Raw genomic sequence first — 23,016 nt, forward strand, 5'->3', positions numbered from 1 at the left:
CCTTTCACCACCGGATATGTTAGCCTATACATAGTGCTGAAGAGCCACATGGTAGATTACGTATGATCGCTGTTCAAGGTTTCTTATTTACTTATAATCGATCTGGAGCCAATATGAATCTATGAGACGAAGATGCTCCGAAAATGTTTCCAAATATAGTATGATAAGACTATCGCTAGATTTGCCACACAGGGCCTGGATTAATTCTGTAGCGATCAGACGAAGGCCAGTTAGTGTTCACGAAGACCATCCTATACATATAGAGAAGGAGAGCAGAACATGAGTGCACAATCACAATCTATTATCGATCAGATTCGTATTATTGAATACAACGCTTCTTATGCCGCCAGATTGGCAGGCATGTGGAACCAAAGTAATGAGAGCTGGGGAGGCGGCACGAGGCAGAGAACCGAGGAAAGCATTCGCCAGGAGATGGAGAACTCCTCCAATCTGCATGTGTTTCTGGCGATTCATGATGAAGAGGTCGTCGGTTTTTGCAGCTTTGCCCATTATCGTTTTGACGAGAATGCATTATATGTACCCCTGCTCAACGTACGTCCGGACTATCACGGTTACAAGATTGGACGTAATCTAATCTTAAAGGCAGTGGAGAAAACAGTAGAGGCTGGATGGCCGCGCTTGGATCTGTTCACATGGCCGGGCAATACGAAGGCGGTGCCAATGTACAAGAAATGCGGTTTCTTTTGGGAGAAAAAAGACGACAGCGTACATCTGATGAACTTTATCCCGACCGTATTGCAGACCGAGGCGCTAGCACCTTACTTTGAAACGTTGGATTGGTATGCTGACAGCACCCGTGAACTGGTAATCGAGCCGGATGGACGGCAGGAGCATGGATTCGATTTCCTGGATTATACGTGGCAAAAAGGGGATCTCTCCCTGCGGGCAACTTTTGAAAAAACAGGCCGCGGCCTGGCTGCTCTCGAAACGCCGGATTACAACATCCATACCGAAGTAGATCATCATGATCTGGTGTTTGGTTCGAGTTATTCCGTGCGTTATCATATTGAAAATAAATCCAACTTCAATCTTGAGTTCGAGATCAAAGGACAAGACGACAAAAATATCCGTTTTGCTATGGATGTCGTGCAAACCTTGCAGCCGGGCGAAAGCATCACGGTAGAGGGAGAGTTTTACCTCGATCCGGTGACCGAAGAACAGAACAAGAACAAAACACATCCGGTTATCTGCAGTGCCTGGTTGATTGGCGGCAAGAAAGCTCAGTTCCGTCTTGGCCTTCATCCTAAATTCCCTGCAAAGATTACACCCGTTCTCCCCGTGAAACAACTATATCCGGGTATTCCGGCAGAGCTAATCCTGAACGTGGAAAACAATGTGGATGCGGTAACAGAATTTGTTATGGAACTGCCTGCAGACGCTTTTCTAGACTGGACAGAGCGAACACTGCGCTTTACGTTACCGGCGAAGGGCAAACGTGCCGTGTCCGTCCCATTTACACTGCATTCATATGGTATATATGCCCAAGACGTGGTGATCACCGCTGTTCCGGTGGGAGGATCTGAGATTTCTTTTACAAGAAAACTCTCTGTGCTGATGAAGGGCATTGAAGGCAGGTATGGCGGAGAGGCGAATGGACAGTGGATTGCGGTGAATGGCGCGTACTCCCTCCACATGAACAAACATGATAACGTCATGTGGATCGAATATCCCGGGTCACGTCACTCTTTCTGGTGGAACTATCCGAAGCTCGGGAAGCCATACTCGGAGGAGTTGTCCCTGAAAGAAGCCAAAGAAGTACAGATTGTGGCTGAAGGGAATCAGCAGGTTATGGAAGCGCTCTATGAGTTGGAAAATTTCCCGGGATTGCTTCTGAAGACAGTTGCCAAACTATCTGCTAACGGAATTGCGACATTCTCTCATGAGATTTTGAATACACGTGATACAGCATGGGAAGAAGAACTGTTCCTGATGGATCACTTCGGTTTCTTCGGCAATCGGCTCATTCTGCCCTATCAAGGTCGTTTTGTGGATATGGGGGATGATTATGCTGGTGATCCGAATCATTGGGATGCGGGACAAATTACGGAGAACTGGCTGTTTTGCAAGGAGGAGTATGGTGCGTGCGGCATCTACTGGGACCCTTCGCTGAAGCTGATCAAGCCCGAATATACGCTGGCATTACAGCATGAGCTTGGACGGTTGGAAGCCGGGGCTTCGGTAACCACGAAGGAAACGGTATTTGCGCTCAACACGTTTGCCAAATGGTCGGATTTCCGTGCATTTGCTCGTAAACAACCTAATGGAGTTATTCCGATGTTGGATCGTCATCTGGATTTGACGCTGAATGGTGGTAATCCATTTGCTGCGGATGTGCTTCAGGCTGAATTAGTCGAGCGTAAACTTGTTCCGCTTGCAGGTACGCTGGAACTGCATGTACAGCGGGGGGATGAATCGGAGACTAAGGCAGGTACGATGGTATTTGATGCGACGGAGCATCTGGACGCCGTTAAGCTGGAGTTTTCGCCTGAGGACACCGGAATGGGAACAGCAGACGAGTTAGACAAGGCGGAGAGCGGCTGGAAAGTCCGTGGTGTGTATCAAGGAGAAGACCGGATTCAAGAGCGAACCGGACTTTGGTTCCCGCAGACACGATCCGAGGTGCAGCTGCGGATGGAAGAGGGAGCAGAAGGGTCAGGGACGTTATATACCGTAAACAATGGTGTGTTATCGATCACAGCTGATCCGGCATTTGCTGGTGTTATACACTCTCTGAAAGTTCAGGGAGAAGAGTGGCTGGACAGCTCATACCCTGAACCTGCTGCTCGTTCGTGGTGGAATCCTTGGTATGGCGGGATGGCTGTCGATATTCCAGGCATGAACGGATTTAGCCGTCAATTGGAGCATACGAGGTTATCGTGGTCGGAGCAGAAGGATCAATTCGGCAATGTGTGGAAAGGCTTGAAGGTGACCACCCGCATCGAGGAACATGAAGCGAACCGGGGAATAACGGTTCAACAGCATGATCTGATGCTGCCTGGCGTTCCCGTACTTTGCACCTTACTTGCTGTGACCAACAAGAGCGGTCTGACACGGACTAATTATGTTCTTACAGAAGGTCGTTTCTTCAAGCCTTCGGAAGTATATACAGAAGGCTGGATCGAGCAACCGGGTCAAGATCGTTTTCCGCTCGGCAAAGTAGACATTGGCTTGCCTTTGAAGCAGATTTTCCGAATAGGGTCGCTATCTCGTCAAAACATGCTGCATGCGGTGAATCGTTACCCGAACCAGAATGCCTGGGCGTTTGCCAACAATCTGGTAACAGGACATCATGTATCACATGAGCTCACGATAAAAGATGGCGAGACCGTCTGGACGGAGCCGACCTATCTTGTTCTGGGGCCGATCCCGCTCCATGCGGCGGATGTTCATGATCTGTTGAAGTTGAATTTTGTAACCACCAGAAGCGAAGAGGAGGCCGACGATGCCCATCATTGATATTCACATCCATCTATCGGACATCGACAGCTTTCACCGTACTGCGATTGACCTGTCCAAAGTAGACTACAGCGCGGCGGGTCTCAAGGCAGAATTTGACCGCAATGACGTTATTCTTGGCATCGGCATGGGCGTAAGCGAGCAGACGAAAGGGGCTTTCCCGGATTCCAGTTCCCCTAACCCGATGGGGTTAGACTTGGAAGAGCAGGTTCCATCGTTTCTAATGGAATGTGTAGGCATTAACCCTAACCGACTTGATGGTGAACAAGCTCAAGACGAGCTGGACCGGATCGAAGCCAGATTGCAATCGCCCGAAGTTGCGGGAATCAAGCTGTATGCCGGTTATTATCACCACTATGTGTATGACAAAATCTATACCCCGGTCTATGAGCTGGCGGGAAAATACAATCTGCCTGTAGTCATCCATACGGGAGATACCTACTCGATGAACGGACTGCTCAAATATTCGCATCCGCTCACGGTGGACGAGCTTGCCTTGCAACAGCGCGGGGTAAACTTCATGATCTGCCATCTCGGGGATCCCTGGGTGATGGATGCAGCCGAGGTGGTGGCGAAGAATCCTAACGTATACGCAGATTTATCGGGGCTTGTGGTCGGGGATCGTCCACACTTCGAACGGTTTATGAACGAACCGCTGTTTATGGATCACTTCCGCCGGGCTTTGGTTTACTCGGATCATTATGAGAAAATGCTGTTCGGCACCGACTGGCCGCTTGCGCCGATCGATCTGTATGCCGAATTTGTCCGCAGACTTGTGCCAGAGCAGCATCACGAGAAGGTGTTTTACGAAAACGCATTTAGCCTGTTTCCACGTATTCGTCAGCGTATTGCAAAGCCGTAGCAACCCCAAACAAGCTCTTGCTTCTGCTGGCAGGAGCTTGTTTTCTTTTGGAATCAGAGAGACCGCTGTTCATTGAGTTCACTACCATTACTTCAAATTTGTAATAAATTTAGATCATTAAAAATTTTTTTGTGCAAATGCTCCATTCCCTGTCAGATTATTGGATTCATGCCGATATTAAAATATCAAACATTATATGGGCTCATACAAAATCAGGACGGATGGTGGAGGTATTCATGTTTTTTGCAAAAGCAGGACAGCGCCTAAGGAATATGTCTTTTCGAATCAAATTACCATTAATGATCAGTCTTCTCGTGTGTATCGTACTGACCGTAACGGCTGTGCTGTGTTATAAGATAGCTGAAGGTATTACACAGGATAAAAGTAAAGATGAGATTCATGCCAATTCGGATCGGATTGGATCGGGGCTGCTTACCTCCCTGCAGTTATCCAAACAAGCCGCATATTTAATAACGAAACATAAAGCCTTTGAGCAGTTGTTAGCGGTTCGAAGTGCAAATAACGGGCAGGATGCCAAGGCTTTTTTTACTGAGAACCAAGCCCTGGTCAATGAATCGAGTGATATATTAGCTAAAAGTTTAGAAGGCATAGAGGGTGCCGTTGTACTCATGCTAATTGACAAGAATGGCACGGTTGTCGCGGCGAATGATCCGAAGTCATTGGGAGGAGATCGAGCGGATCGAGCGTATTTTAAAGAAGCGATTCAAGGTCGTCAGGTCATCAGTGAAGGCATCATTTCCAAAACGCTGGGTACGCTCGGTACAGTCTTTGCCTCCCCAATGTATGATGAGAATGAGCAAATAAACGGAATTGTTATTGCTACGATATCCACTTCATTTTTCACGAATCAACTGGAGGACGTCAAAATTAACGACGAAGGTAAAGTGATTGTTCTGGATCGGGTGGGTAAAGTGATGTATCACTCGGCAGATGCTAAACTGGCAGGGAAACCGCTGGAATCAGGAGAGTACAAGTCTCTTGTGGATCTGGCTCCAAGTGATGAATTGCAACAGGGCGAAGTAAGTACAGAGGAGAAAGTCGCGTTTTATTCCAAAATCCCACAAGCGGATTGGACGATTATTGTTGAAGATTCCTATGTAGACGTCAATCAGCCGTTAACGAGCATGGCGAATAAAATGTACATCGTTCTATTCAGCTCAATAGCGTTCTCGGTCCTTGTTGGCATTCTACTCTCACGAGTGATGACCAGGCCAGTCACGTCCATTACTACGTTGTTTAAACAACTGGCGGGGGGCGACTTGACAGTACAAGCGAAGGATAAATATAGCGGAGAATTCAGTGAACTGGCGGATAGCTTCAACACTATGGCTGAAGGAAACAGACAACTGATTGCCAGCATGAACGCTTCTATCGGTGTCTTGAATAAAAGTACTGCGGAACTGGATCGGTCTGCGCAGCAGACATCTACATCGATAACGGATACGACAGCCACTGCACTTGAGATATCACGGGCGATGGAATCGCAGGCGAATGATACCGAGGCAATCGTGGATCAATTTATGAGCGTGGGTAGCAAAATTGTGAATGTCAACGAGATGTCTCAGTCCGTCATGGCTCAGGCTGATGAAATCACGGATGCATTCCAAAACAATCATGAAGTGATCGATGCCCTTATTGCCGTTAATGATCGGAATGAAGCAGAGGTTCATAACATCTCCAAGATCACCGTTCAACTTGCAGAGAGCTCATCTGGTATTCAGCAGATTACAAGTACCATTACCGAGATCGCGAATCAGACCAAATTACTTGCGCTCAATGCATCTATTGAAGCGGCACGGGCAGGGGAACAGGGGCGTGGATTTGCCGTGGTGGCCTCCGAAATACGCAAGCTGGCAGAACAGACAACGGCACAATCCGAAGACATTAATCGCATCGTTATGCAAACGATTGAACATGTGGAGCAAAATAATCAGAGTGTGCGAGCTATTGAGGCCATTGCGGAGCAGCACAAGAGCAGCGTGATGCAAACCAAAGAAACCTTTAACTTTGCAACCCGGAACATGCAAGATATGATGAATCAGGTGCAGGCCATCGCCTCCGAGATTGAGTCTATTGAACGGGACAAAGACGAAGTCCTGGGTGCTGCACAGAACTTGTCCGCTTCAGGTGAGGAAGTGTCCGCATCCATTGAAGAAGTCACCGCCACGATGGAGGAGCAATCTTCAATGACCGGGCATTTGGCGGAGCTGGTGCAGACCATCGATGCTTTGACCAACAAGCTGGCTGCGGAATCGGCACGGTTCAAAACGGGTTCGTAAGGATTGATTGAAGCGAACCTAATTTCAAAAATTCAATGATCTCATTAAAAACATTAAACCTCCTATCCCAAATAGTGGATTGGGAGGTTTTTATGTGTTGATGCTCACACGGCAAGAATATTTATTATTGTTAAAGGGAGATATTATTATTTTTTGCCTGGCTCCGATATCAGCGTGAAGTTATTAATGAACCCTTCTTTTTGCAGAAAAACAGTCTCTATCTCATCCGTTTTCATATCATAATAATAGATACCTCGTGCGGTGCTTCCATTTCCTTTTTCCCCAAGAAAATAACATCCGTTACCGTTTTTATCCAAAAATAATTCACTACTGGCCTTGATCGGCAGATGAAGTTCCTTCCTTTGTCCTGTCTTCAGATCCACTAGACTGTATCCGATGGGCATTTTGTTAATGTATTTGGCAGTTGCTATGAGAAGCAGGTTTCCTCTGGCGGATAAAGTGAGAATCTGTTCATCTTTGAGTCTGATGATTGTACGAGTTTGCTTCGTTACGGGATCAACTTCAATAATCGTATGACTCGGTGGAACCATCGGTTTTTGGGTCTGATTTGATTTTTCCATCTGCTCGTATTGTTCTTCCTCAGAGTATTGGATCGCGTAGGCTTTTTCTGTTTCTGGATCATAAGCGATGTCCCATGTGGTCGTATCTGAATCTTGCTCATTTAATATCGAGATTTTTTGTGCTGCTTTATCCAGAAACATGACTTTGACAGGGCGTTCTCCTTTTTGCACAGCAGCCATCATTAGTGTATTCTCAGTGACATCCGGGATAATTGCATTAATCGCAAATAAATTAGAGCTTAATTGCTGTGCCTGATGAGTTTCCATATCATAAGCGAATAACTGGTCCCCTTTATTTTTACCTTCGCCCGAATAATACGTAGTGTCTTCCGCCAACGAAACTACGGTCAACGGATATTGAGAGTTATATGGCAAGTCAGTCATTTTGTTGAGAGTTTTGGACTGTAGATCATAAGTATATACATTCATTTTCATTCCATCATTGGAATCCGTTCCATTGACGTATTCGGTATTAGTAATGGAAAGGTATTCGCGGGGCTGTTCAACCGGTTTTTTTATGTCGACAGAATGTTCTTTGAACTTTGTTGACTCATTACTGCATCCAGAAATTATAATGAGTAAAATAAACAAGAAGAGAAAAAAATTATTTTTGACGAATGATTCTTGCATAAATAATCACCCTTTTTAGAAATTCAGTAAGGAGGCGAAGAATTTCGCCTCCTTTATTAGTACGTTAAATTTAGAATGAGTAGAAGTATCTACCTTTAAATGAAAGAGAAGAAGACCATTTTAAATCAAATAGTTCTACACCTGTTTTCCAGATATCTAGTGTGGCATCAGGGAGTGCTCCGTTATCTCTTTTGGTGACATTAGCGAATACGTTATTATCCAAGTTTCGAGCATCCAGCACTTGTTCATATTTCGGATTGTCTATATCTCCTCTCGTTGCAGCATCGCCCTTTTTGAGAGTGTTGCTGTTTTCTCCAGTCGTATCTGTAAAATTAGTAAAACGACCTTCTCCAAGAACAGTACTTGATGTAACTGTAATTTTATTATTGTTACTACCATAAGTATAAGTACCTGCTGCTTTTCTAGTACCTCTAGGTAGCGCTTTATATGCTGCCAAAGCAAAGGTGGTTTCCTGAGGGTATATAAATTCCTTTATGTAACCTTCAGCATCGTATAAAACTCTCAATCCTGGTTGAGGAAGAGGATTTTCTATTTTGTATACAGGCAGATTTTGAGCTTCTTCTTTGATATTTTTAACAAATTCTTCTTCTGATTTTAGTTGTTCGGCATCTACATTTGAGGACTTGAATTGTGTTACTGTACTTTGATATACAGAAGGAAGTGTTACTAGTTTACCTTGGTCTATAATAATCATTTGGTTGGATTCATCATATTCTACTACTGATCCGGGATTCATTTTAGTAGGAATTGTATTTGAAGAATCTATAGAAGCTGCAAAAGATGAAACACTACCTAAAAATAAGGATGCTGTAACCAATAAAGTTGTAACTACTTTTTTCATTGTATACTTCCCTTCAAATTTTAATATATTTGAAAGCTGGCCAGCTACTCAAAACGATGTTTCACGAAAGGAATAATTCTATGTGTTAAATAATACATTTTAATTCCAATATAAGTAAATATGTATACATATTATAATTTATATATGTAAAAATTACCCCATTCCTCGATGTTTAGAATGGGGTAATTTTACATACTCGTGACTCCTGATTAAGGAGCAAACTGACTATTGAATAGACCAATCTGCAGATTCAGGCGTTACGTTGGTCACATCCCGCAGATCATGCACTTTAATGTTGCTTCCGTAAATCATCGAATCACTGCTCAGACGGAAGGAAGGGAAGTTATTTTCGGATTGCAGACGTAAACAGGGTTCAAAGTAAGTCTGTTGCTGTTTATTAATCACAAACGGAAGCGAACCCGCCTCAACAGACACGTCCTCACTGTCCCGCTCATTTAAGATCAAAAGTACCGTAATTCCGTCACAGCCGCAACCATCCGTATCATAAAATAATTTGAAAAAGCCAGGCCGGTCATCCAGTTGTTCAACCAGTCTGGCTTCTGCCTGCGGACTCACTTGAATGATCATGGCGTCGTCACGCTCCTTTGCTTCCCAATGAATTCGCTTACAATTTAATATATGGACCATAATTGCCGATTAGAAGGTAAGATCATATATAAGGAAAGGAGAGATGCAATTTGGAAATACGGCTACTGAACGATGAACTCATTGAACAATATCCATATTTGAATGTGATTCCTGGCGGTGAGGTCATTCAAGCTCAGCTTCCAATTTATCATGGTACACTAGCTGGATTGCCAGAAGGCATCGATGCACTGATTGTCACGTCAGATTTGCAGGGAATTGTACCTGTAATGGAGAAGGAGTCTGGTGCCGCATCTGACACGGAATCTGTGGATAAGCTTTTGGGTGAGATGTTGCCTGACTATATTCGCCTTTTGATGGAGGTGGAGTGGCCTGAGCTTGATCCGCAGAAGACGGGTGTGCTGTTATGTGGAGATATGTATGCCCTGCGCGGGAAAAGGGGAGCAAGCGGCAATCCGGTTCCCGTCTGGCTTGCCTTCAGGGCAGCCTTCGGCTGGGTTGCCGGTGTCCACGGCAACCACGATCTCACCGATGACGCAGACGCTCATCGGTTGCACCGCAGCGAGGGCATCCATTGCATGGATGGCCCAGCTGCGATCATTAGCGCTGGCCGCCCGCCGGGTGGCCTTGCGCCCCATGCCGCAAGGCTCGGGCAGCTGCGCATCGCGGGCCTTGGCGGCATCATCGGCAGGCCGGACAAGCCGAACCGGCTGCCGGCAGAGCCGTACCTGCAATCCGTACGCAAGCTGCTGAAGCAGCAGCCGGATTGCTTGCTTTTGCACCAAAGCCCGGGCATAGCCGAGCTTGGGCTTAGAGGGGAACCGCTCATCCGGCAGGCCTTGGAGGCCGGGCCGGAGACGCTGGTGTTCAGCGGGCACACCCATTGGGATACGCCCTTGGTTCAACTGAGCAACGGCACACAAGTGGTGAATGCCGATAGCAAGTTGTTTATTTTCACCCGCTAAGCAGCATGTGTGAATGAAATGCATTTCATTCGTGATATCTTATCTGGTATGATAAGCAGGAAAATAGAGAGAAAAGGAAGGTTCACCCCTATGACAGCGATCACCATATATGATATTGCGAAGGAAGCAAACGTATCTGTATCGACCGTCTCCCGGGTGTTGAATGATACGGCTCCTGTTCGAGCCAGCACGCGAGAGAAGATTATGTCGATTATTGAGAAACATCAGTTTCAGCCCAACGCACAGGCACGTAGCCTGATCAAGAAAGAGACGGGCACCATCGCGATCATCCTGCCAGATATCACCAACCCTTTTTTCCCTGAGGTATTCTGGGGGGCAGAGAATGAAGCGCGCGGACTCGGGTATACGTTTTTCTTGTGTAATACCGCAGGGGACTATAACCGTGAGTCGGAATATCTCTCCATTTTGCGGGAGAAACGGGTGGACGGTATTATCTTTCTCGGCGGCCGAATTAACATGCAGGTCTGTCCAGACAACATGGCACAGGAATTGATTGATATGAGCAAACGGATGCCGATTGTGCTGGTCAATGGTAACATTGCCAAAGGTGGGTTTCACCGCGTCTACACAGACGAAGGGGCCGGAGCGGCCATGGCAGCCGAACATCTGCTGGAGCTTGGACATCGGGAGATTGCTTTTGTCGGAGGATTGAAAGAGTTATCCACTACGATGGTCAAGGTTAAGGCAGTGCAGAAAAAACTGCGTGAACATGGACTTGAGATCCCGAAAGAACGCCAGTTACTAGGCAGTTTCTCCATCGACGACGGTAAAAGGGAAATGTCCAAGCTATTGAATCAGGACAATCCGCCAACAGCAGTAATTTGTGTGAATGATAACACGGCGATTGGAGCGATCAAATCAACGCTTGAGCATGGGCTGTCGATCCCGAATGACATATCGATCATCGGTTTCGATGATACACCACTTGCGAGTGCCGTGATCCCTGAGCTGACGACAATATCCCAGAATACGTATCAACTTGGCAAACAGGCTGTGGATGTATTGCATGAGCTGATTAACCAAGGCAAACCGAAGAAACAGAACGTATTGGAACCGAAGCTGATTATCCGCCAGAGTACAGGACCTGTTGCCCGGTAAGGGGCCTGTATTTCAAAAAAAGAAAGCGTTGACATTTCCTTGAAGCGTGAAATATAATGAGGGCGTCAATGAGACCCTTTTCATCATGTGGAATGGGTTTTAGTTTTGATTTCAATGAAACCGATTTCATGAAATGGGTTTCAAAAAGTAAACAGAATAAAATATTCAAACTAACAACATCAGCTTAGAATATCAATTGGATCATGGAGGAAGGAAACTACGATGGCGGATCATGAGCAGCGCTTCAGAGGCAGACGAGGTTTGATACTTGCAGGCACAGCCTTGCTGGCCTTGGTGGCCGCAGGAGGAATGGTTGTCAATCATTATATGAATAAATCACCTGAGACACTTGTTTTTCAGGGAGATCCGGTACATCTCAAGCTGGAACAGTCGTACAATCATTTTGAAGGCTGGGGTACCTCGCTGGCTTGGTGGGCGAATGATCTTGGCGGTTGGAAGGATCAGAGCAAGGTTGATGAGGTTATGGATTTGATATTTGACCCGGCCAAAGGTTTAGGGCTTAACATCGTTCGTTACAATATTGGGGGCGAAGAAAATCCCGAGATGAAGGAGCTTCGTCCCGGTGGTGACGTTCCAGGTTTTCAGCCTGAGCCGGGCAAGTGGGACTGGGAAGCGGATGCGGGTCAGCGTTCCGTGCTGCAGGGTGCGATCAAACGCGGGGTCAACATCACCGAGGCATTTTCCAACTCCCCTCCGTACTGGATGACGATTAGCGGCTCGGTCACTGGAGCTGAGGATGGCGGCAACAATCTGCGTGAGGATCAGTATGATGCGTTTGCCGACTATTTGACCGAAGTGGTGAAGCATTACCGTGATACGTGGGGCATTACATTTCGTACCCTTGATCCGCTGAATGAACCTTCTGCGAATTGGTGGAAAAAGGGGAATCAGCAGGAGGGAAGTCATTTTAGCACGGAGAAACAAGCCGAGATTATTAAGAAAACAGCGGCTTCCCTCCAAAGCAAAGGGCTGGATGGAACGGTAATCAGCGCCGCAGATGATAACAGCATAGATGAGACCGTATTTAATTTCAGCCTGTATGACCAGGATACGATTGATGCGGTGAAGCAGATGAATACCCACTCGTATAACGGTAGCAAAATGGAAGAACTGCGTGTTATGGCTGATAAACTCGGCAAAAAACTGTGGATGTCTGAATACGGAACGGGTGGCAGTGAGCCGCACAACCATGAGGATATGACTTCGGTACAGGAGTTAGCAGACCGGATTATGTTTGATCTGAAAATCATGCAGCCATCCGCCTGGGTATACTGGCAGGCCGTTGAGGATGAAGGAGCGAATAACAACTGGGGCTTCATCCATGCGAATTTTAACGGGGATGAACAATACGGGATGACCAAGCAATATTACGGTATGGCTCAGTTTACCACATTCATTCGTCCTGGCGCGGTTATTATTCCGACAGATAAAGGCAGAACACTTGCTGCTTATGATGCCAAGGCACAGAGACTTGTGCTGGTGATTCGCAATGAGTTGTCTGCGGAAAATAAAGCGTTTGACCTGACCGGCTGGGAATATGCAAAAACAACTTCTGCCCAGGTGTACCAGACATCACCGGATCGCAATATGGAGAAGCTGGAGGATATCCCGGTATACGCCAATGGCATTGAAGTGCCTACCGCAGATAACTCTGTCACAACTGTAGTGCTGGAAGGTGTCATGCCATCAGTAGAGTAATAGCGCGCAATAAAAGCGATCTGTAAGTTATTCTGGCATCGGAGTGGTCCGTGTAAATTCGTAGTTCACTTGAGATCGTTCTTTATCTATAAAAAGAGAAGGAGGGGATTACGTTGACAGAACAAACGTCCCTAATGTTTCAGGAACAAGAGAATAAAAATCTCAGTAGCAAAAATGAGTTACATTCTGAGCTGACATATGATGCACGCAGCTTTTATCTGAACGGTGAACGTATCTTTTTGAATAGTGCGACCATTCATTATTTCCGCATGCCAAAAGAGGAGTGGCGTGATGTCTTAATGAAGGCCAAGCTGGCAGGCATGAACTGCATCGATACTTATTTTGCATGGAACGTACACGAACCGGAGGAAGGACAGTGGTCCTTCGAAGGAGATAACGACTGCGGCGCATTTCTTGATCTGTGTGCAGAGCTGGGCATGTGGGTGATTGCACGACCAGGACCGTTTATTTGCGCGGAGTGGGATTTCGGCGGGTTTCCGTACTGGCTAGGAACAAAAGACGGCGTGAAATTTCGTGAAAATAATGAAACGTACCTTCATTATGTACATCTGTACTTCGACCAGCTCATCCCGATAATCCGCAAGCGTCAGTTGTCTGCTGGAGGCACGGTGATCCTCGTACAGGTCGAAAATGAGTACGGGTATCTGATGGATGACGAAACAGCAAGCGCACATATGACCAGGCTGAGGGACGGTATACTGGAACGAGGAATAGACGTCCCGCTTATTACTTGTGTTGGCGGAGCAGAAGGCACGATTGAGGGAGCGAACTTCTGGTCTGGCGCTGATGGACATTATGTCAACCTGCGGACGAAACAGCCGGATACACCGAAGATCGTTACTGAGTTTTGGACCGGCTGGTTTGAGAATTGGGGAGGGCCTTCGGCAATCCAGAAGACCGCTTCCCTGCTGGACAGAAGAATCATGGAAATCCTGCGAGCCGGGTATACCGGAATCAGTTATTACATGTTCTATGGGGGGACTAATTTCGGCGGATATGGTGGGAGAACGCTGGGTGACAGCGATATTTTCATGATCACATCGTATGATTACGATGCGCCGCTGAGTGAATATGGACGCGTGACGCCGAAATACGCGGTAACGAAAAACCTGTCTTATTTCGTGCGTGCATTCGGATCCCTGCTGATGGAATCCGAAGAAATTGTGGCTGAACAGATTCAGGTTCGGCATCCGGGCGGTATTTCCGTGCGCGGAAGACAGGCAAATCAGGAGAAAATCTGGTTTGTAGAAAGTCATAAGGATGAACGTGAGACGGTGAACATTACGCTTGAGGCAGGCCGTACGTTGCCGATATCGATTCATCCGGGACAGATTGTTCCATTGCTGGATCGTGTGCAAATTGCTGATCAGGTGTACCTGACCGCAGGTACGATGATTACCGGTAATGAAATGGTCAATGGAGAACTGACCTTGTTCATCACAGCTGACAGAGGACAACGCTCGGTAATTGAACTGGAACTGGGATCGAAACAGGCATCGGACGCTGGGGATTTGATTCTGAAGGACAGTACGGTGCAAATTCTGGTTGAACAGGATGCGAAGAGAAATGCATATCGTTTTGACCTGTTTCACTTTCAGGAGCCGGGAATAATGCGTGTGGAAGCCAATGGAATTGCTATTCGTTTCATTATTCTGGATCGTGACACGATGAATCGCACATGGCGAGTGGAATCGACCAATCATGAAAGCTTGCGTTATGCCATCGGTTTTGACGATGTGGATCTCATGGCGTCCGGGCAAGTGAAGGGAATGATCTCTGATCCGGAGCGTACAGTGCTGTTGCTAGGTGATTGGCAAAATGGCGAACAGACATGGACTGGACGTGAGTTTTTTACTCAAGAAGTGAACGCACAGCCCGAATCGTCATCTATTGCAGTTAATGATCAGCGTACTTGGGAGAGTCTTGCTGCGCCGATGGCGCCAGTGCTGTCCAGATCTCCCGAGTTCTCTCGTATCACATTAGCAGCGAAGCAACGTTCTTCGAGCGGGCAGCCTATGGGTTTTTCCGAGTATGGTCAGGATTTTGGTTATCTGTTGTATGAATGTCACTTTGATAGTACGGTGCAGGGAACAATAAATCTCATTCTGCCGGATATTCAGGACACAGCGAGAATTATCGTGAACGGTGCCGAGCAAGCGCTTGTGCGTAAGGTTGGAGCGGCGGCTGTTCCGGTTCAGGTGATTCTTGGGCAAAATACATTACAGGTGCTGGTGCAGCACATGGGCAGACTGAACTTTTCTCCGTATCTGGGGGAATGTAAAGGCGTAGCCGGAGCGGTGTACCTTGGTGGTCAAGTACAGGATATTCGCCGCGATTGGCAGATGGAGTCAGAGAAAGAAACAGAAACAGGAACTATTCATCTGGATGAAGTGAACTCCATTCAGGGAGGCACGGTACTCCGTCGGAACTTTACACTGGATGGTATGGATCGAGCGGTACTTGTCGGTGCCTTGAGCAAAGGCTTGCGTATTAACGGCATCGAAATTCCGATGGCTGCTTATCAAGACTGGTTTGCGTTCAAGACGGTGGATCTGTCCAGCTATGTGAAGCCATGGGTTGTAAATACACTGGAGATGCCATATAGCCGTTCATCTCTCAGTCGACTTGAGCTGATCACTTACCTTCATGAGCGTGAGCTTCAGGATTGGCGAATGGCAGGTACAGATGCGCTGCTTCCTACGTCATGGGAATCCTTTGTTACGACCGATCGTTCTAGCTTGGGTGCAACACAATTGGAAGAATTACATGTTGGCAAAATGCCAGCTGCATCAAGTCCGATCACGGTTGATCGTACCAATCGCACACGGGGATTGATTTCACCGGGAACTTCTTACGGCCAGCCGATATGGTATCGTTGGCGTTTTGCCAAGCCCGTCACAGGCGCACACCACAAAGTAAATCTGATGCTTCGCTTAACTGGCATGAGCAAGGGGACGATCCATGTGAACGGTCATCATCTGGGCCGATACTGGCAGATTGGGCCGCAGGAGGACTACAAAATTCCGGTTGCATGGTTGAAGGAAGAGAATGAACTACTCCTTTTTGATGAAGAAGGCAGAACACCCGAACGGGTACGATTACTACTGGATGAGATGTCACGATATCCGTGGGTTACGGTGGGTCAGCAGTAGCTATACGTCACCGTAAATTCCCTCATTCTTATATATACCTGAATCATAGGAGAGCTTGGTACAGATAGCGAATCTTGTATGAACTGGTTTTAGGTTTTTATATGAGAATGAGGGCATTTATGCTTATTGTGAAAGAAAAAAAGAAAGTGAAAAAGTAGTTATGCCTGATCGCGGTGATCATGAAGAGCAGATGTGAAATTTATTTTTGTAAGCGCATACACGATAAACGTATTTTTGGCGAAGGGGGTGATGTTTCATGTAAATGGGACGGGAGCAGATACCGTAAGGTGCTGCTTGGCTAATGGAAGTATGTTTAAGCACAGACACGCTTCGTTCAGTCAGAAGGCAGTCCAATATGATTTTATGCAGGATAAGGAGTTGGATTCATGTTAATGAAAGGGAAAGGCACACCGAAGAAATGGAGCAGACATAAGACTGCACTTATACTCACACTAGGATTGTTGATGATATTCACTGTCGCATTCCCGAATACAGTCAAAGCAACAACCAGTGTCTATACGATGACGGCCTTTACTAACACGAGCGAGTCCAACATGTATATCTATGAGTCATATAACGCGACACACTACGGTCTGATGAAAGGTCCGGCGTATACACCACCTGCGGCCGATTTGATTCGCGATCCCAGCATCATGAAACACACCGATGGCTTGTATTATGTGGTGTACACCACGAACTGGTCAGGCAATACAATTGGCATCGCGTCCAGCCCGGACAAGATGAACTGGACGTTTGTCCGCAATATCACGCTGACTACTACAGCCCCGGTCGCCCATACCTGGGCACCGGAATGGTTCAAAGACACGAACGGCAGTGTGAACATCATCGTTTCGCTCTCTCCTGGCAATTACGAGAACTTTAAGCCACATGTCATTACCGCATCGGGCAGTAATCTGGCATCCACATCCTGGTCTGCACCTGCGGTGCTTACAGGCCTTGCTCCCAACTATATTGATACCTTTGTTGTGAAGACAGGTTCAACCTATCACGCGTTTACGAAGAACGAAACGACCAAATACATTGAATATGCCACCTCCAACTCCTTGAAAGGACCATATACCTTTAAAGGCTCAGGGAATTGGGCCGGCTGGGGTTCATGGGTAGAAGGACCGGCACTGATCCAACTGGATAACGGTTCCTGGCGCATTTATTTTGACGGGTATGCAGATCACAAATATTATTACAGCGACTCGGCGGACAACTTTCAGAGTTGGGGTGCCAAGCAGGAGATTACGGGGTTGTCCGGTATGGTTCGCCATATGACAGTACTGAAGGAATCCGGTCAGCCTGGTGATATCCGCAAGCTCGAATCGTTTAACGTACCGGGCAGTTTCATTCGTCACTATAACTATCAAGCTCGTATTGATGCAAGTGTGATTCCGGCAGAGGATGCTCAGTTTCGTATCGTTCCTGGTCTGGCAAATGCGATGGGCATCTCGTTTGAAGCGATGAATTATCCTGGTTATTTCCTGCGCAATAATAATGGCAATATCGTGCTGGTGAAAAATGACGGCAGTGCTGCATTCCGAAATGATACAACGTTTAAACGCGTAAACGGGCTGGCGAATGCAAGCTGGACTTCGTACACCTTATTTAACAATCCAAGTCTTTATCTAAGGCATTACGACCAAGTGTTGCGGCTGTCCCCCGTCGTTACGGCTCTCGATAAATCGGATGCCACTTTCAGGGAGGCCACTCCATAGCTCCATGACAAGTATCAGGACTGAGCAGACGATTTCAATTTAATTGTATTTGATTGTACCAGTACATTTTCATCAAATGGATTGATCTAAAATGTCTAAGGAGTGAAGAATATGAAGTGGTTGAAGCGAATGAGTGCATTGTTATTGAGTGGAACGTTACTGGCTGGCAGCTTGGGTTCAGGGGCAGAAGTATCGGCTGCGGGAGCTTACACGGCTGTGGCTGATCCGTCGAAACAGTATCAGACCATTGAAGGTTGGGGAACATCGCTGGCCTGGTGGGGAAAGGTGGTTGGTGAATATTCGAATCGCGATGAGTATGTAGAGAAAATGTTTAACCCGGCGACAGGAATTGGCATGAACATTCTGAGATATAACATTGGAGGCGGAGATGATCCATCGTCCAACGTTCTTGAATACCGCAAAGCCGTTCCTGGTTTTCAACCTTCTCCCGGTGTGTACGACTGGACTGCCGACGCGAATCAGCGTTATATGCTGCAAGCTGCCAAGGCACAAGGGGTCAACATTATCGAAGCTTTTGCTAACTCCGCACCTTACTGGATGACAATCAGTGGCAGTGTTTCGGGTGCAGCGAATGGCGGGAATAATCTCAAGCTGGATTACTATGATGATTTTGCCGATTATTTGACGGAGGTTGTGAAGCATTTCCGGGATCATTGGGGCATTACATTTGATACGGTGACCCCACTGAATGAACCGATCTCGAACTGGTGGAAGCTCGGCAATGATCAGGAGGGCATGCACTTCGGCCGGGCAGAGCAGAACACGATTCTAAGTCAGGTCCAGGCATCTCTGAATGCCAAAGGGCTGACCACCAAGCTAAGTGCGCCGGAAGAAAATAATCTGGATGATAACAACATCTCTTTTAAAAGTTACAGCAATGCCGTTCAATCAGCGATCAGCCAGATTAACACACATACGTATAATGGCAGCAACCGGGCAGCTATGCGTAATACCGCGGCGTCAGCAGGCAAACATTTATGGACATCCGAATACGGAGATGGGGATGCGAGTGGGCTTACGATGTCACGTATCATCTTAAAGGATATGCGCAACATGGGGGCTACGGCTTGGGTGTACTGGCAGGCTGTAGATAGTGCGGAAGGCTGGGGATTTTTCAAAAATGTGCTCGACAATACGAAAACGACCAGTTATACGGTTAATCAGAAATATTATGTAATGGGGAATTACAGTAAATTTATCCGCCCGGGCTATAAAATCATTGGCATGAGTGATGCGAATACTCTTGCGGCCTATGATGCCACATCTGGTAAAGTTGTACTGGTTACGACAAACTCGGAATCTACGGATACATCGGTGACCTATGATTTGAGCCGTTTCTCAAGTATAGGCTCGTCCGTGCAGGTGTATCGCACTTCGGCAACGGAGAAATTACAACAACTCACCAACATACCGGTTCAGAACAAAAAGTTCACAACGACGGCTAAAGCGAATTCGGTAACCACTTATGTGATCTCTGGCGCAGCCTACAGTGGCAGCACAGGGTATGAAGCAGGGGCAATCTACAAGCTTGTTAACCGGAACAGTGGTCTTGTACTGGATGTGAATGGTGCTTCGTCAGCCGGAGGAGCGACCATCATTCAGTGGAGTGATAACGGAGCAGCCAATCAGCAATGGAAGCTGGAGCCTGCAAGCAACGGATATTACAACATTCGTAACCTGGGCAGCGGGCTGATGCTCGATGTAAACTCAGGCTCCACACAGGGCGGTGCAGCACTGATTCAGTGGCAGGCCAACGGAGGGTATAACCAGCAGTGGCTGCCGATTGATGTAGGTGGATATGTTGTACTGGCGAATCGTAACAGCGGCCTTACCGTTGATATTAATCAAGGATCGATGACTGCAGGAGCTTCTACGATTCAATGGGAGGATAACGGCGGAGCGAATCAGCAGTGGAGATTAGTTAAGGTGAACTAGAATGTAATCTTCTTGTAGCAGCAGGAAGAACGAAGAACAGCTTGCTTATAGCAGGCTGTTTTTCATTTTAGAGGATATACTGGATTAGCGATTTCGGGATTGAAACAAAAGGAATCTTCCTTACTTTCCCGTCAAGGAGAACGAAGGCAAGCTCTTGCATTGCTGTATGCATTAAGGGCTTGTTTTCCATGGAATACTTGGTAATGCAGTAATGACGTAGTAAAATAACATAGGGTAGCGTAACGTCTATTTTTACTTCATAGATTACTTAAGATAAGGAGAGTACTACATGAGCGAACTATTCCTGTTTGACACATTTCCAATACTACATACCGAACGTTTCATTCTCCGTGCAGCAACAGACAGTGACAGCCGGGATTTACTGGCGCTATACTCGGATGCAACGGTTGTCGAATATATGCCCCTCGATCCCTTCGAATCCGAACAGGATGCCCTTGACGAGATGAGCTGGTATAGGAAGATTTTCAAGGAGCATACCGGTCTGCGCTGGATGATTGAAGATAAGCAATCTCATCAAGTGATTGGAACATGTGGATATCTGGGTTACGAAGAGCAACATCACCGGGCAGAGATTGGATATGACCTGCTTTCATCGTGTTGGGGCAAGGGCGTTATGACAGAAGTTGCCCGGGCTGTGCTGGATTTTGGATTCAACTCGATGCAATTGAACAAAGTCGAAGCGAAGGTAGACCCGGGGAATGAGGCGTCCATTCGTTTACTGCATAAGCTGGGTTTCCAGCAGGAAGGTCTGCTGCGGCAGCATGAGTTAGAGAAAGGAAGATACGTGGATCTCGCCGTCTTCTCGAAGCTGCAAAGCGACAACTAACAGATTTCTTCCATTTCCATGTTTACCCCCTTCTCAATTGCACTTCTCCAGCCCTAATCATGATGTCTTGTCCAGTTAATTAGGCTCATGTTATATTGGAGAGATGTGAGGAGATGAGAATATGAAGCTGGTGTCCTGGAATGTGAATGGACTTCGAGCGTGTGTGAATAAAGGATTTATGGATTATTATCATCAAAGTGAGGCCGATATTTTCTGTCTTCAGGAGACCAAACTGCAGGCTGGACAGATCGAGATGGATCTGGGAGAAGACGTCTATCAGTACTGGAATTACGCGATCAAAAAAGGATACTCCGGCACGGCGGTATTCAGCCGCATCAAGCCATTGTCTGTTTATTATGGTATGGAAGAGGATAGCGAGCCGGAAGGCCGAATGATTACGCTGGAGTATGATTCCTTTTATCTGATTAATGTATATACACCCAATGCCAAACGTGATCTGACCCGTCTGCCTTACCGTCTGGAGTGGGAAGACCGCTTCCGGTCATATGTCCTGCAGTTAGAGCAGACGAAACCCGTGATCATCTGTGGAGACTTGAATGTGGCTCATCAGGAGATCGACTTGAAGAATCCGAAGCCAAACATGGGCAATTCCGGATTTACGGATGAAGAGCGCGGCAAGATGACCAACCTGCTTGGTTCAGGATATGTGGATAGCTTCCGTCACCTGCATCCGGATCAATCTGATGTGTACAGCTGGTGGTCGTACATGCCTAAGGTCAGAGAGCGGAACGTGGGCTGGCGTATTGATTATTTTCTCGTGTCCAATCAGCTGGCTCCAAGTGTGGTCGACGCTTATATCGACTGTCATGTGATGGGGAGTGATCATTGCCCTGTAGGGGTCAAGCTGGAACTGTGAGTATAGCAAACATAAATGAATAACCGTCTGTTTCCTAATGGGGATGCAGGCGGTTTTTACGTCAAAGGGCATGACAGAGGTAGGGGGAGAGTACTGGACTTTAGTTGGGGAAACGACTAGACTCTGGATTGTTTCACACGGGGCATTTCTTGGGTACGATTGAAACATACATAGATTATAAGTTGAATGGTTCATGGATACAGAGCGGAGAAAAAGCATGGGATTGTCCCATGTGAAAAATATGATGTTCAAGCGTAAGCAACCTGCATACAGAAGGAGGAGGGTTGTATGAAAAGGTTCAAAGTCATCACCCGATTCCTATCCATACTTGCGGTAAGTTGCCTGTTATCCTTGACAGTGTTATCGTTATCGGTTCTCTGGATTGACATACCGTAGAAGCGGCATCCGTTATTGAGCAGACACTGGAATTCGACTAAATGAAGGAGGGATGTACAACCTGCATACAGAAGCAGCATTCGGATGTAAGCGTGTGATCTGGAGAATGACAACATAAAACAACGAGAAGGAGTGATTTTTAATGGCAAAAAAGAAGAATTATCTACTGGCCTGCGCTGCGCTGGCTATGGTGGTTGCATTAAGTGCGTGCAGCAGTGCTGCCGATCAACCGAAAGGCGAGTCTGAAAAGGTGAATAGTGAAGCGACATCCGGAACCGCTGATCCGGCTGTCTCAGAAAATACAAGCGAAACGGCAACAGGTACAGACACGGAAACGACTTCTACGCCGGAAACTTCTGAATCTTCCGCAAATAAAGGTGACATCAGCGCAGTGGAAGGAATGCCGGAATACTTGCCTAAAGATTTCCCATTACCGGACGATGCCAAAATTACTACAGCGAATTCCGGAGAGAATGATGGGAAAAAGTCGGCAATGATGGTCTTCACCACCGAACAGGACATGAAGACCGTATCGAAGCTGTATAAGGATTATTTTGAAGCCAAAAAACTGACAGATTCAGGACAGATCATTGACGCGAAAAATATCGTTATTCAGGGGACTGAACCGGACACAAAACAGAGCTGGTCCCTAATTGGCGGGGCACTGGCAAGTCAGGAAGGTGTCGTTGAATTGACGATAACCTGGTCAGAGTCTTAACAAGCTGCATCAGTGATGCAAGAAAATTATCTTTGGACGCTCGAAACTTGACCGAAACAACATTTTTATACAAGCTATTGTTTATTTATCCATGCCTTGCAGGGTGCGGCTTTAACGCTGTACCGTTGCAAGGTATTTTTGATTTACATCTGGAAACCTGACAAGTTACATGGTATGTTATATCCTTAGATAGACTTATAGACA

The 23,016-nt window shown here is 46.8% G+C and carries 15 protein-coding genes; 12 read left to right on the top strand and 3 right to left on the bottom strand.

What is annotated here, in order from left to right; translation table 11 throughout:
- Positions 1-279: 279 nt before the first annotated feature.
- From ACUTVW_RS10090 to ACUTVW_RS10100, 3 genes are all read left to right on the top strand, one after another.
- The gene (locus ACUTVW_RS10090) at positions 280-3,477 is read left to right on the top strand and encodes a GNAT family N-acetyltransferase (RefSeq protein ID WP_445645666.1); all 3,198 of its coding nucleotides are present in this window, start codon (positions 280-282) and stop codon (positions 3,475-3,477) included.
- On the top strand, positions 3,464-4,339 hold the full coding sequence (locus ACUTVW_RS10095; protein ID WP_445645667.1) for an amidohydrolase family protein: 876 nt from the start codon (positions 3,464-3,466) through the stop codon (positions 4,337-4,339). The genes ACUTVW_RS10090 and ACUTVW_RS10095 overlap by 14 nt, the downstream gene beginning before the upstream one ends.
- 236 nt (positions 4,340-4,575) lie before the next feature.
- Complete coding sequence (locus ACUTVW_RS10100) at positions 4,576-6,639, top strand: methyl-accepting chemotaxis protein (protein ID WP_445645668.1); 2,064 nt, start codon at positions 4,576-4,578, stop codon at positions 6,637-6,639.
- A 146-nt stretch (positions 6,640-6,785) separates the two neighbouring features.
- On the opposite strand, the gene ACUTVW_RS10105 is transcribed toward ACUTVW_RS10100, so the two are convergent.
- The 3 genes from ACUTVW_RS10105 to ACUTVW_RS10115 all read right to left on the bottom strand — a co-directional run bounded on the left by ACUTVW_RS10105 (position 6,786) and on the right by ACUTVW_RS10115 (position 9,300).
- A complete protein-coding gene (locus tag ACUTVW_RS10105; RefSeq protein ID WP_445645669.1) occupies positions 6,786-7,649 on the bottom strand; it encodes a hypothetical protein in 864 nt (287 codons plus the stop codon).
- Positions 7,650-7,920: 271 nt separating this feature from the next.
- Positions 7,921-8,712: a hypothetical protein gene (locus ACUTVW_RS10110; protein ID WP_445645670.1), complete on the bottom strand. Its 792-nt coding sequence runs from the start codon at positions 8,710-8,712 to the stop codon at positions 7,921-7,923.
- 225 nt (positions 8,713-8,937) lie between these two features.
- A complete protein-coding gene (locus ACUTVW_RS10115; protein WP_445645671.1) occupies positions 8,938-9,300 on the bottom strand; it encodes an iron-sulfur cluster biosynthesis family protein in 363 nt (120 codons plus the stop codon).
- A gap of 110 nt (positions 9,301-9,410) precedes the next feature.
- On the opposite strand from ACUTVW_RS10115, the gene ACUTVW_RS10120 reads away from it, so the two are divergent.
- The 9 genes from ACUTVW_RS10120 to ACUTVW_RS10160 all read left to right on the top strand — a co-directional run bounded on the left by ACUTVW_RS10120 (position 9,411) and on the right by ACUTVW_RS10160 (position 22,812).
- Positions 9,411-10,283 (top strand): metallophosphoesterase family protein, encoded by an 873-nt coding sequence (locus tag ACUTVW_RS10120; RefSeq protein ID WP_445645672.1) that lies wholly within the window; start codon positions 9,411-9,413, stop codon positions 10,281-10,283.
- A gap of 90 nt (positions 10,284-10,373) precedes the next feature.
- Entirely contained in the window at positions 10,374-11,402 is a 1,029-nt protein-coding gene (locus ACUTVW_RS10125; RefSeq protein ID WP_445645673.1) for a LacI family DNA-binding transcriptional regulator, read from the top strand.
- 222 nt (positions 11,403-11,624) lie between these two features.
- Entirely contained in the window at positions 11,625-13,121 is a 1,497-nt protein-coding gene (locus ACUTVW_RS10130; protein WP_445645674.1) for a glycoside hydrolase family 30 protein, read from the top strand.
- A 113-nt stretch (positions 13,122-13,234) separates the two neighbouring features.
- Positions 13,235-16,294: a beta-galactosidase gene (locus ACUTVW_RS10135; protein ID WP_445645675.1), complete on the top strand. Its 3,060-nt coding sequence runs from the start codon at positions 13,235-13,237 to the stop codon at positions 16,292-16,294.
- Positions 16,295-16,680: 386 nt separating this feature from the next.
- Entirely contained in the window at positions 16,681-18,018 is a 1,338-nt protein-coding gene (locus tag ACUTVW_RS10140) for an AbfB domain-containing protein (protein WP_445645676.1), read from the top strand.
- 111 nt (positions 18,019-18,129) lie between these two features.
- Positions 18,130-19,974 (top strand): RICIN domain-containing protein, encoded by a 1,845-nt coding sequence (locus ACUTVW_RS10145; RefSeq protein WP_445645677.1) that lies wholly within the window; start codon positions 18,130-18,132, stop codon positions 19,972-19,974.
- A 289-nt stretch (positions 19,975-20,263) separates the two neighbouring features.
- Entirely contained in the window at positions 20,264-20,821 is a 558-nt protein-coding gene (locus ACUTVW_RS10150; protein WP_445645678.1) for a GNAT family N-acetyltransferase, read from the top strand.
- A gap of 121 nt (positions 20,822-20,942) precedes the next feature.
- Complete coding sequence (locus ACUTVW_RS10155; protein ID WP_445645679.1) at positions 20,943-21,698, top strand: exodeoxyribonuclease III; 756 nt, start codon at positions 20,943-20,945, stop codon at positions 21,696-21,698.
- A 538-nt stretch (positions 21,699-22,236) separates the two neighbouring features.
- Positions 22,237-22,812 (top strand): hypothetical protein, encoded by a 576-nt coding sequence (locus tag ACUTVW_RS10160; protein ID WP_445645680.1) that lies wholly within the window; start codon positions 22,237-22,239, stop codon positions 22,810-22,812.
- Positions 22,813-23,016: the final 204 nt, after the last annotated feature.

It is taken from the genome of Paenibacillus sp. TSA_86.1, assembly GCF_052691815.1.

Excerpts from the sequence above, each read along its gene's own strand:
- ACUTVW_RS10155 (WP_445645679.1), top strand. The coding sequence starts at position 20,943 with ATGAAGCTGGTGTCCTGGAATGTGAATGGACTTCGAGCGTGTGTGAAT.
- ACUTVW_RS10115 (WP_445645671.1), bottom strand. The coding sequence starts at position 9,300 with ATGATCATTCAAGTGAGTCCGCAGGCAGAAGCCAGACTGGTTGAACAA.
- ACUTVW_RS10130 (WP_445645674.1), top strand. The coding sequence starts at position 11,625 with ATGGCGGATCATGAGCAGCGCTTCAGAGGCAGACGAGGTTTGATACTT.
- ACUTVW_RS10100 (WP_445645668.1), top strand. The coding sequence starts at position 4,576 with ATGTTTTTTGCAAAAGCAGGACAGCGCCTAAGGAATATGTCTTTTCGA.
- ACUTVW_RS10090 (WP_445645666.1), top strand. The coding sequence starts at position 280 with ATGAGTGCACAATCACAATCTATTATCGATCAGATTCGTATTATTGAA.
- ACUTVW_RS10095 (WP_445645667.1), top strand. The coding sequence starts at position 3,464 with ATGCCCATCATTGATATTCACATCCATCTATCGGACATCGACAGCTTT.
- ACUTVW_RS10105 (WP_445645669.1), bottom strand. The coding sequence starts at position 7,649 with ATGAATGTATATACTTATGATCTACAGTCCAAAACTCTCAACAAAATG.
- ACUTVW_RS10125 (WP_445645673.1), top strand. The coding sequence starts at position 10,374 with ATGACAGCGATCACCATATATGATATTGCGAAGGAAGCAAACGTATCT.
- ACUTVW_RS10140 (WP_445645676.1), top strand. The coding sequence starts at position 16,681 with ATGTTAATGAAAGGGAAAGGCACACCGAAGAAATGGAGCAGACATAAG.
- ACUTVW_RS10150 (WP_445645678.1), top strand. The coding sequence starts at position 20,264 with ATGAGCGAACTATTCCTGTTTGACACATTTCCAATACTACATACCGAA.
- ACUTVW_RS10110 (WP_445645670.1), bottom strand. The coding sequence starts at position 8,712 with ATGAAAAAAGTAGTTACAACTTTATTGGTTACAGCATCCTTATTTTTA.
- ACUTVW_RS10145 (WP_445645677.1), top strand. The coding sequence starts at position 18,130 with ATGAAGTGGTTGAAGCGAATGAGTGCATTGTTATTGAGTGGAACGTTA.
- ACUTVW_RS10160 (WP_445645680.1), top strand. The coding sequence starts at position 22,237 with ATGGCAAAAAAGAAGAATTATCTACTGGCCTGCGCTGCGCTGGCTATG.